The 10,293-nt window shown below is 43.3% G+C and carries 11 protein-coding genes; 9 read left to right on the top strand and 2 right to left on the bottom strand.

The features are described 5' to 3' along the window. The first annotated feature begins 777 nt into the window (after positions 1-777). Together L2764_RS00705 and L2764_RS00700 are read left to right on the top strand one after the other, a co-directional pair. Positions 778-1,503 carry a hypothetical protein gene (locus L2764_RS00705; protein ID WP_248938321.1) on the top strand — a complete coding sequence of 242 codons (726 nt, stop codon included), beginning with the start codon at positions 778-780 and terminating at the stop codon, positions 1,501-1,503. Continuing rightward, the gene (locus L2764_RS00700; protein ID WP_248938320.1) at positions 1,487-1,702 is read left to right on the top strand and encodes a hypothetical protein; all 216 of its coding nucleotides are present in this window, start codon (positions 1,487-1,489) and stop codon (positions 1,700-1,702) included. Before L2764_RS00705 ends, L2764_RS00700 begins: the two co-directional genes overlap by 17 nt. Positions 1,703-1,716: 14 nt before the next feature. Here L2764_RS00700 and L2764_RS00695 read toward each other — a convergent pair whose 3' ends face one another. After that, a complete protein-coding gene (locus tag L2764_RS00695; protein WP_248938319.1) occupies positions 1,717-2,736 on the bottom strand; it encodes a Vgb family protein in 1,020 nt (339 codons plus the stop codon). Between the two features lie 426 nt (positions 2,737-3,162). Between L2764_RS00695 and L2764_RS00690 the strand changes: the two genes are divergently transcribed. From L2764_RS00690 to L2764_RS00680, 3 genes are all read left to right on the top strand, one after another. Further along, positions 3,163-3,414, top strand: coding sequence for a type II toxin-antitoxin system Phd/YefM family antitoxin (locus L2764_RS00690; protein ID WP_248938318.1), 252 nt, complete (start codon positions 3,163-3,165; stop codon positions 3,412-3,414). Beyond that, a complete protein-coding gene (locus tag L2764_RS00685) occupies positions 3,404-3,691 on the top strand; it encodes a type II toxin-antitoxin system RelE family toxin (RefSeq protein ID WP_248938317.1) in 288 nt (95 codons plus the stop codon). The genes L2764_RS00690 and L2764_RS00685 overlap by 11 nt, the downstream gene beginning before the upstream one ends. A gap of 438 nt (positions 3,692-4,129) precedes the next feature. Continuing rightward, on the top strand, positions 4,130-5,278 hold the full coding sequence (locus tag L2764_RS00680) for an acetyl-CoA C-acetyltransferase (RefSeq protein WP_248938316.1): 1,149 nt from the start codon (positions 4,130-4,132) through the stop codon (positions 5,276-5,278). 91 nt (positions 5,279-5,369) lie between these two features. Here L2764_RS00680 and L2764_RS00675 read toward each other — a convergent pair whose 3' ends face one another. Beyond that, on the bottom strand, positions 5,370-6,455 hold the full coding sequence (locus tag L2764_RS00675; RefSeq protein ID WP_248938315.1) for an MBL fold metallo-hydrolase: 1,086 nt from the start codon (positions 6,453-6,455) through the stop codon (positions 5,370-5,372). A gap of 261 nt (positions 6,456-6,716) precedes the next feature. On the opposite strand from L2764_RS00675, the gene L2764_RS00670 reads away from it, so the two are divergent. From L2764_RS00670 to L2764_RS00655, 4 genes are all read left to right on the top strand, one after another. Beyond that, the gene (locus tag L2764_RS00670) at positions 6,717-7,004 is read left to right on the top strand and encodes an ABC-type zinc uptake system zinc chaperone (RefSeq protein WP_248938314.1); all 288 of its coding nucleotides are present in this window, start codon (positions 6,717-6,719) and stop codon (positions 7,002-7,004) included. A 303-nt stretch (positions 7,005-7,307) separates the two neighbouring features. Continuing rightward, positions 7,308-8,456, top strand: a complete 1,149-nt coding sequence (locus L2764_RS00665) for a hypothetical protein (protein WP_248938329.1) — start codon at positions 7,308-7,310, stop codon at positions 8,454-8,456. Then, the gene (locus L2764_RS00660) at positions 8,440-9,363 is read left to right on the top strand and encodes a metal ABC transporter solute-binding protein, Zn/Mn family (protein ID WP_248938313.1); all 924 of its coding nucleotides are present in this window, start codon (positions 8,440-8,442) and stop codon (positions 9,361-9,363) included. Before L2764_RS00665 ends, L2764_RS00660 begins: the two co-directional genes overlap by 17 nt. 80 nt (positions 9,364-9,443) lie before the next feature. Then, entirely contained in the window at positions 9,444-10,253 is an 810-nt protein-coding gene (locus L2764_RS00655; protein WP_248938311.1) for a metal ABC transporter permease, read from the top strand. The last annotated feature ends 40 nt before the right edge of the window (positions 10,254-10,293 follow it).

Raw genomic sequence — 10,293 nt, 5'->3', positions numbered from 1 at the left:
GGTAAGGTGTTCGATCAGGGTCATTGGGTTACCTCTCAGAAAGTGAGGTGCGATTAGATCACAGTAATTCAGCAGATTCAATCTTTGTTAACAAAGTGCGATCCCGCCCTGTAATTAAGACATATATGGACGCTCCCATAGAGTCAAGACATAAGCTTCCCAGCTAAGACTTTTTTGTCTTGGCATGTGAATGTTGTTGTCTCTTAGTTCGATATTTATTGACTGACTCGTTTTGCTTTAAGCAATAGTGCTGACATATATACGGGCTTAACAAGCTTATGCTTGCGCCCCTGATGTATTCCGTACCTACATACCCAAAAGTAAATGGCACCCAGTCGAGTTGTTTACTCTTGTCTTTTACGGGTTGATGTAAGATGAACTGAGTCTTTTATCATCAATTTTATCACTTATCTAAGAGGTGACTATCAAGTGCTCACAACACCCAGTCGGGTTCAGTATCGGCCCTTGTCTTGAACGAGCCTATCTTGATAGTCGATACCATCAACACCATCAGGCACATTGAGGACTCTCTATCATTTTGCAGGAGTTATATGGACAGGCATTGTTAAATTGTTCAATTGTGCTTGTGGTGAGTGACATGGACAGGCATTGTTAAGTCGTGCTGTGGTGCAGCCACCTCACCACTAACAACCTGCAAAATGACAATGCCTAATCCTATGTGCTGCTTAGATTGTAAAAAATCATCCGCTTAATGCCACAGATCCTAGTGGGTACTTTTTTAAGAAGTTGTTTAAGGCGATTGGTAAGGTAAAGTGGTTGAGTTCAGTGATTAGCATTGCATTGAACTTTATTCCGGGTTGCCAGGTTTGGTGTTCAGCACTCTTTAATGCAGCCATGACCTATTCGATGACAGGGAGTCTATCAGCAGGTTTAAAGGTTGGTATTATTAGTGCGGCTGTAGGGTATGCGTTGCAAGGCATTGGTGAATACTTTAATGAGCTTGGTAATATAAACCAAGTGGCTATTGATTCAGGGGCATGGGCCAAGGATGCCTTTGTGGAATTTGGCAGCAATATGCTAACCTCTGGGCAAGCGGCGGCGCAAATTGGTGCTCATGCCATGGTGGGGGGCATTTCGGCTGAGTTGCAAGGCGGTAAGTTTGGGCATGGCTTCATCTCAGCGGGGGTTACCAAAGGGGCTGGCGGCGCCTTTTTACCCGGTGGCTCGGACTTAAAAACCCATGAAGTTGTCGGTGGAGCGATCATCTCGGCCGCCATTGGCGGCACAGCCTCAGCACTCAGTGGTGGCCTCTTTGTAACAGAAAATAGGGCTAACGGTGCCAGAATGGGCGCGATGCAGTATTTGTTGAATCAGACTGGGGGGAGTTTGAAGAGGAGGACAATAGTAACTGAGTCAGTGGATGGTAAGGATCACAGATACCAAGTCCGTGGTTTGATTTGCAGTACTTCTACAGCGGGTTGTAACGGAGCTTACGCTGACAAGGTTTTTGCTCATGTGAATCAAAATGTTGTTACCTTATAAAGAATCACTCCTAGCATTAGAGGGGGCGGATCCCACAGGGTGTGGTTTCGTGTTCTGTAGAAAGACGAAACTGAATCGCATGCCGATGGCTAAAGCGAAGAAGGTCAAGCTACTTTTTTTTTGGCATTTATTGGTATTACCCCTCTTGTTTACTGTGATTTTTGTTGAGGATCAGGCCGTTTTTCCTGATCCTATTTAATTGGTATTTAGATGTTATTTATCAGGCTTTCCTTGAACCAAATACCCGCTATCCACCCCAAACCAAAAACTGCCGTCGCTATTGTCGAAATACATATGCCGAATATTTCCACCGCTGGGTACTGTCGTTTTACTGGTGAATTTCTCCTTTGATGTATCAAAAGCAAAGAGAATATTGGGTACCTCTCCGGTATCTGCAATCCATAGCTGCCCCTTGTTGTCCAGTGCGGTGCCGTAAGGGCGAGGGTTTTTGGTGGGGAGTTTCCATTCTTTAAACTCTTTGTTGTTGGGGGAGTAGCGACCTAGATATCCACCGATGTAATCGACATACCAGATATTGCCGCTTGGATCGATCTCAAGTCTGCGGGGGCGGGCGTCGGGGCGGGGGAGGTTTATTTCGGTCACTGCCATATTTTTTGGGTTTATCCAGGCCAGTTTATTGGTACCAAATAGTGCTATCCAAGGGAGGTTTTGGGCATCAATTTTGATTCCATAAGGGCGGGCGTTAGCTGTTGCTGGTGTGGCGAGCTGTACTTGCCCATTGATCACATTTAACAGGCCGATACGATTGCTTTGTTGGGCGGTGAACCAGATATTACCCTGCTGATTAAACACCAGTGTGTGAGGATCGTCGACGCCCTGAGGCATGGGATATTGTTGAATTTTTCCGTCTTCAGGGTCCATGCGTCCAATGTGGGCATTGCGGTTACCGGCGTACCAAACCTGACCTTGTTTATCCACAATCAGGTTATGTGGGTGTGTTCCCTCAGGCACCTTGTACTTTTTAAATTGCTGGTTTGAGGGAGATAATCGGGCAATATAATTACCGGTTTGCCCACAGAACCAGACTTGACCTGTGGTATCGACATGAGGATCCCTGGGAAGTCCTTCCCAAGGTACTTTCCATTCGTTTAATGAGAGCCGGCTAGGTAGGCTGTTTTCCTGTGCTGAAGCAATAGCAGGTCCGAGAGAACAGAGGCAGATAAATAGTGTTATAAGCCGACAAGTGGGCAGTAGGTTGGTATTAACAGACATTTTCTGGCTCCTGAAAGGTATCTTACTGTTGACCTTGTGGAGGTCGACTGGATGATAGCTCCACTTTAGGGTAGGTAAAGCATAGGCTAATAAACCTGAATTCGGCTTAAGAACTAACTAAATAAGAGCATTTCATTAACTCCATTTCCTCAGCATTTAAATAAGTATAATCAAGACACTTTCGATTATTTACCTAGTTTTAGTACATAAATCAGGCTTTGATTGGGATATAGACAGCCATCATTAATGGCATATTTTAAACCTCCCCTTGTTCAAAGCCCCAGTCCTCAAGACTCTCTTTAATCTCTTTCATTTTATGAGTGATCACTACTCCTTTCTAACGTTGCCCCCATATAAAGAATACTAGGTAGTCGCTAAATTAAGTGCTAATATTAGGTTTAAATTTAGTGCTTTTTTGAGGTTGGTATGAGACAGGTCTTAGCGGATTGCTCAGCGAGTATTTCAGAGTTAAAGAAAAATCCCACTGCGTTACTTAATGAGGCTGATGGTGCAGCCATTGCGATATTAAATCACAATAAGCCCACAGCTTATCTTGTGCCTGCTGAAACCTATGAATGGTTGATGGATAGGCTCGATGATTATGAATTGGGTCAATTAGTTGAGAGTCGTCGCTTGCATTTATCTGACGCTGTAGAAGTCAGTTTAGATGACTTATAAACTAAAGTATCTCCCGCAGGCGTTGAAGGAGTGGAATAAGTTAGCCCCGCCAATTAAAACACAATTTAAAAAGAAACTGGCGGAGCGACTTGAGCATCCTCATGTTCCTTCAGCCAAGCTAAAAGGCTATGAGTCAGTTTATAAAATTAAATTGAGAACTGCAGGTTATAGGTTAGCTTATGAAGTGATAGATAATGAGATTGTTGTCTATGTATTGGCGATAGGTAAGCGTGATAAAGATGCGGTATATAAAAAGTTAGCCTCAAGAGCTAAATAAGATAGAAATTAATTATGGATGCCTTAATTAATTTTTAATGGTTTTAATTATGAACCAAGTTTACTCATACTTGTATAGCTTTTGGTTTTTTTAGGCACATTACTTATAATTGACAAAAAATTAGACATACATGGCATTCTCTTGTGTCAGGGCTGTTCTAGCCTTTTTGAACGTAGAGAGCTAGCCAAGGTCATGGTAACTATTAGTGATAAGGCTAGGTTTTATTTTTGCGTGCTTAATTCAATTATATCAATGCTGGCCACTTGTCTTGCTAAATCGCGCTCAATGTCATTCGTTAACAATCCTCTGAATATTTCTCTGATATAAACGGCTTGCTATTTAACTTGAATCGTAAGATGTTAATGGACAATGTTTTAGACAAAATGATTTGTTGAAGGTAAGAGAGTGATTCTTTGACCTTAGTATAAAAGGAATAACATGACCCAAGCTTATATTGTCGATGCGCTAAGAACCCCCACGGGGCGTCGTAAAGGTGGACTGTCTCATGTGCATGCCGCCGATCTGGGCGCCCACGTATTGAAAGCACTGGTTGAGCGCAATGGGATCCCTGATGATGAATATGATGATGTTATTTTTGGCTGCCTAGATAATATCGGCCCTTTAACGGGCAATATCGCCCGCACCTGTTGGCTTAGTGCTGGTTTGAGTCAAGCCGTACCCGGTACCACCATTGATCGCCAATGCGGCTCGTCACAACAGGCGGTGCATTTTGCGGCTCAGGCGGTGATGTCGGGCGTGATGGATGTGGTGGTGGCTGGCGGCGTGCAAACCATGACGCAAATTCCCATTGGCTCGGCCATGACGGTTGCACAATCGATGGGATTTAGTGATCCTGTTACGGGATCTAAAGGTTGGGTGAACCGATATGGCAACCAGATGCCAACCCAATATAAAGCTGCGCAAATTATCGCCGATAAATGGGGCTTTAGCCGTGAAGCATTAGAAGTGTACGCATTAGAGTCACATACTCGGGCTTTGCTGGCGATTAAGGCAGGCCGTTTCGACAGGGAAATTATCCCGCTTGAAGGTGTGATGATGGATGAAACCGCACGTCATTCTACTTTGGAGAAAATGGCGCAGCTGGACAGCCTGTTTGGCTGTGACAAACTGACTGCGGCGGTGGCCTCCCAAATCAGTGATGCTGCATCGGCAGTGTTAATTGTGTCAGAAGCCGCGTTAAAACGTTATAACCTCACACCCCGCGCTCGCATTCACCATATGAGTGTGCGCGGCGACGATCCCATTTGGATGTTAACGGCACCGATTGCTGCAACGGAATATGCGCTGCAGAAATCAGGAATGGCATTAGATGACATCGATGTGGTGGAAATCAATGAAGCCTTCGCCTCAGTCGCGATGGCTTGGTTAAAGGAGACGGGTTACGATCATGCTCGAACCAATGTTAATGGTGGCGCGATTGCGCTGGGGCATCCTCTGGGGGCCACGGGCACTAAGTTGATGACGACACTTTTGCACGAGCTGGAAAGAAGCGGTGGCCGCTATGGTTTACAAACCATGTGTGAAGGTGGGGGGCTGGCCAACGTGACGATTATTGAAAGATTGTAGCTTGAATGTCCTGGAGGCTGTATGTAAAAATGCAGCAAGTCTTCTGTTTATAACTTTACTCTCAGCTAGGTTGGGCAAATTCCCCAGCCTGTTAAAATTGCACTGTATCGCCTTCGTTAAGAATGTACAGCGGTATGTTCGATTGCATTTCTTTATGCATGTGCAATAAACGCAGTAAGGCGGAGTGAGAGCTATGATCCCCCATTTTCCAACTGGCATTACCATAACCCCAAGGGATCATGATTTTGCAATTAAGTTCTTGAGAGGCGGTTAAGGCATCTTCTGGCGTGGTATGGACATAACGATACCAATCGGCATTTTCAGGATGGTAATAGGATGCGATTGGGAGCAGGCAAACGTCCATATCACCATACCTTTGCTGTATATCTTTAAAATGTTGTGAATAGCCAGTATCACCGGCAAAAAATAATCGCTTCCCTTGATATTCAATGATCCAGCCACTCCAAAGTGTGGTGTTGTTATCTTCGTATAGATAAGGCATCAAGATTCGATTACTAAAATGATGTGCTGGAACAAAGTGAATGTTTAGTTGTTGCTGTTTTTTAGTTGAAAACCAAGCCATTTCATTGATCTGGTATCCATTTTTTGGAAAGTGATTAGCAAAGCCTAACGGTACATAATATTCGGCATGAGTACCGAGTCGCTGCAAATCGTCTTTATTAAAGTGATCATAGTGAATGTGTGAATATAACACCGCATCCGTAGTGGCAAGCTCGGCCTCAGCAGGCCATGTAGGTGGTTTGCGATTGAAGCCCTCGCTAAGCCAAAATGCCCAATTAACAGGCCAGTCGAATTGTTCACTGACAGGATCAACCAGTAAGTTGGTACCCTCTGGGCTGTTAATCAAAAAACTGGCGTGTCCGAGCCAGCGGATCTTATAGCCGGTATTGAGTTGAGGTTTAAGTTGCTTGGCAGTGAATTGACAATTTTCAGCGGGTTGCTCACATTTGACCCATGAAGATGCGGGATAGCAATTGCCTGTACATGTCATAGGATAGGATGGTTTTTTAGGGTATAAATTAGAAAATCGCTTTGGTTTGGCTGACTCGTCTTGATATTTGATTATCGAGTTTACTGGTACGATATGTTGTACGGTATTTTTTGTTGCACAACCAGTGGCTATCATCACGATAACGAGTAAAGGGAGGCGTTCCATCTCATTAATGTCCATGTTTTAATAAAACATGAATATCACACCGCGATGAGTGACTTTGGCAATACAGTCAATGAGGAGTGTAGAGGGAGGTGATTCAGTCCTTACTGGTATTCTATGTAGAGTTAACTTGACATAGGTTAAAGGATCCTTACACTTGTCTTGTTTTTTAGCATCTAATTTAATTTTTGTTATGAATAGCTTAGCAATCGGTCATTGATGACAAAATAGAGAAACCCGATTTAACATGAGTGGAATACCCCGATGATGAGTCAACGCAGCAGACGCGCTTTAGCCTTGTGGCTAAGTGTGGTGTTGATGTGCTTATCATTTGTGGCCTCTGCCCACCATGTTCGTCATGTTGATGACGGTGCTAAAAATCATTGTACGCTTTGTTTTCATCTGCACCATTATAATAAGTATCTGCCGCAAACCACATTGAATGTGTTGCAGGTTAAACAAAGCTATCTGCTTTTCGACCCTCCCGTCATTGCTTATTCTCGCATTCATAGGTGTTTTTTTAACAGCCGTGGTCCTCCCGTTACCTCTTAAGGTTTTTTATATTCTGCATCAAGTCGTTAGTGATCAATAGCGCTACCAATGAGATCGGTTCATCAATATTGATTCATTTATATTGATTGGATAATGTCATTGCTATCGAGCGCTTATTTATGTTGATGGAACTCGATTTTATTGTGCTAAAAATCATTGCGTATCACTGATGTCAGAATGTGTATCTTTTTATGTGCTATGAAAAGATTTGATAAATGAAACACTATAATTAATTTCCGTAAGCCTATGAGGCTTAAACGGAAAATGTGCGATTGAGAGGAATTTTCAGTGTTAAATAAACACATGACTTTTACGGGGCTGTTTTGCAGCTTATTTTCTGCAAATTTATGGGCCGAAGCGCCTACATTAACCAATCCAGCAGTCAGCGTAGTATTGGATGGCTATTACCAAAATGCCGAGCGTCCGTTATCGGAAGCGACAGAGGGTTTTGGTCTAGGGCATACAGAGCTGTCATTAAGTGCCAATATTGATGATTTATTTTACGGTAAGTTAACCACTGTCTTTGAAGTCAATGACGGTGAAACTGAGCTGAATGTTGAAGAGGCCTTTATACAAACGTTGGCTATGCCAGCTGGTTTTTCTATGCGAGGTGGCCGCTTTTTATCCGATATTGGTTATTTGAATAATCAGCATGTTCATACCGATTCGTTTGCGGATAGACCTGCGGTTTATCGGGCTTTTTTAGGCAGTCATTATTACGATGATGGCGTGCGTTTGACTTATCTTGCCCCGACTGATCTGTATTGGACCATGGGGTCGGAGATTTTCCAAGGCGATAGTTTGCGCGCCGAGGATGAGCATAATGAGCGGGAATATGACAATCTCGGTGTTTACACTATTTATACTAAGGTGGGCGGTGATATTGGCATAGAAAGCTCATGGCAAGCGGGCTTGAGCTACTTACATAACAAAAATGGCCAACTTACCGCAGATGAACATGACCACAGTCATGATCATAGTAGCGATGAACACAGCCATGATGCGGCTTATACGGGCCAGAATATGTATATCGCCGATGTCGTTTACAAGTGGGCACCGAATGGCAATTATAAATATCAAAATTTAGCCTTGAGTGGTGAGTGGATCCGTTTAACCGATTTTGCGCCTGCAGAGGGAGCTTATATTTATCCCTATTCATCACATTATCAGCAAGGTTGGTATGTGAGTGGGGTTTATCAGTTTACGCCTCAGTGGAGCGTAGGGTTACGTCATGGACAAGTGGATACCATGCAATTGGATGGCAATGCTTTTGAGGATCAAAAATTAACAGAGACCGATGTGAGTCTTTTTTGGCATCACAGTCATTTTTCGACGGTCCGTTTGCAATATACACTGCAAAAAGGCACTAACTTTGACGGTATTGAAAATGATAACGTCGTCACTCTTCAATATGTTATGACATTAGGAGCTCACGGTGCGCATCAATTCTAATTTTATTAAAACTGCGATTTTGGGACTGGGTGTGGTTATCTCTTCAGTGAGTTATGCTCAGCTTAATATCTTTGCTTGTGAGCCAGAATACGCTTCTCTTGCAAAAGAACTCGCCCCCGATGCTAAGATTTATGCGGCAACGACGGCCATGCAAGATCCTCATCAAGTGCAAGCCAGACCCAGCTTAATTGCCAAAATGCGTCAAGCTGATTTAGTCGTTTGTGCGGGGGCCGATCTTGAAATTGGCTGGCTACCGATGCTGCAAATGAAATCGGTTAATGCCAAGGTGCGTTCAACGGATCAAGGTTTGTTTTTTGCTACCGATCAAATAGAGACCTTAGATAAGCTTGATAGTGTGGATTTAAGTCAAGGGGATGTGCATGCCAAGGGCAATCCTCATGTTCATTTTGATCCAGAAAGACTGCTTAAAATTGCGGCAGCATTAACGGATAAACTGATCCAATTGGATACGAGTCACAGTGCGCAATATAAAGCCAATTTAGCGAATTTCACTACTCGTTGGCAAGCGGCAATGCTGAACTGGAAGCAGATGGCTGCCCCTTTGCAAGGACAGAAAGTGATCGCTTATCATTCAAGTTTTCGCTATTTATTTCATTGGGTTGGCATTGAGCAAGTCGGCGATCTTGAGCCAAAACCGGGATTACCGCCAAGCAGTACACATTTAGCCCAACTATTAAAAAGTGCGGCTAAGCAAGATATTATGGCAATCGTGATAGCGTCTTACCAAAATGATCGTGGTGCGATTTGGCTGGGAGAACGGGCTAAATTACCGGTGGTGACTTTACCTATGTCTGTGGGCGGAAACAGCGAAAGCCAAGACTTATTTAGCTTGTACAGCAGTACACTTAATTTGTTATTAAATGTGCAGAAGCTAGAGGCTGAGTAGCGGTTTATCTTAATGAACAGTGTACGTTAAAGAGCATCAATCTTGATGCTCTTTTTTTAAGTAGAATGAGGTTTTTCTCCATGTTTGATAATGGTATAGGGTTTGATATTGAGTTAGTGTCTATCTTGATCCCCGCATTGCTTGCAGGATTGCTAGTACTGTCAACGCATGTGGTTTTGGGGCAACAAGTACTTAAAAGGGGCATTATTTTTATTGATCTAGCGATTGCCCAAGTGGCTGCACTCGGTACCATTATTGGACATTTAAATCATGATTTAGCCGAGTTGCCTTTCTCAAACGTGTGGATGCCTGCTATTTTTGCGATTGCAGGTGCCGGTATTATTGCTTGGCTTTCACGTCGAATGAGTGATGAACTCGAAGCCTTTATTGGTTGTTTTTATGTATTGGCGGCTGTCGCCGCTATGTTGATTTTAGCGAATGATCCTCATGGTGCCGAGTTATTAAAGCAGCTTTTATCGGGGCAAATTCTTTGGGTGAATTTATCTCAATTAGTTTTTCCAGCCATTGCTTATACCCTCATATTACTATTGTTAATACTTAAGCCTTGCTTGTTAGAAGGGCGTGCTTTTTATCTTATTTTTGCCATTGTGATCACCTTATCGGTGGAATTAGTCGGCGTTTATTTGGTTTTTAGCAGTTTAATATTACCCGCTTTAGCCATTAATCGTTATTATGGTCGCTTCGGATTGGCTTTAGCTTATTTAGTCGGAATTTTTGGCTATTGTGGTGGTCTAATGTTATCGGCAAGCTGGGATTTACCCAGTGGTGCGGTTATTGTCGCCTGTCTAGCGTTGAGTGCGATGCTCATGAGAGTGACACTGAAAGTATGTTATAAAAAAGAAACGGAACAAAGTGTGCTTAGTAAATGATGATAAAATCATCAATTTAGAGTTGTGACATGAATGGGTA

The sequence above is a fragment of the Shewanella surugensis genome (genome assembly GCF_023284005.1).
Taxonomy (GTDB): domain Bacteria; phylum Pseudomonadota; class Gammaproteobacteria; order Enterobacterales; family Shewanellaceae; genus Shewanella; species Shewanella surugensis.
The sequence above is the reverse complement of the archived record's forward strand: the minus strand, read 5'-3'. Positions and strand labels throughout refer to the sequence as shown.

Bases quoted from the DNA above. Each gene is read 5' to 3' on its own strand.
- L2764_RS00655 (WP_248938311.1), top strand. From the start codon at position 9,444: ATGTTTGATAATGGTATAGGGTTTGATATTGAGTTAGTGTCTATCTTG.
- L2764_RS00685 (WP_248938317.1), top strand. From the start codon at position 3,404: ATGACTTATAAACTAAAGTATCTCCCGCAGGCGTTGAAGGAGTGGAAT.
- L2764_RS00665 (WP_248938329.1), top strand. From the start codon at position 7,308: ATGACTTTTACGGGGCTGTTTTGCAGCTTATTTTCTGCAAATTTATGG.
- L2764_RS00670 (WP_248938314.1), top strand. From the start codon at position 6,717: ATGATGAGTCAACGCAGCAGACGCGCTTTAGCCTTGTGGCTAAGTGTG.
- L2764_RS00700 (WP_248938320.1), top strand. From the start codon at position 1,487: ATGTTGTTACCTTATAAAGAATCACTCCTAGCATTAGAGGGGGCGGAT.
- L2764_RS00675 (WP_248938315.1), bottom strand. From the start codon at position 6,455: ATGGAACGCCTCCCTTTACTCGTTATCGTGATGATAGCCACTGGTTGT.
- L2764_RS00695 (WP_248938319.1), bottom strand. From the start codon at position 2,736: ATGTCTGTTAATACCAACCTACTGCCCACTTGTCGGCTTATAACACTA.
- L2764_RS00690 (WP_248938318.1), top strand. From the start codon at position 3,163: ATGAGACAGGTCTTAGCGGATTGCTCAGCGAGTATTTCAGAGTTAAAG.
- L2764_RS00680 (WP_248938316.1), top strand. From the start codon at position 4,130: ATGACCCAAGCTTATATTGTCGATGCGCTAAGAACCCCCACGGGGCGT.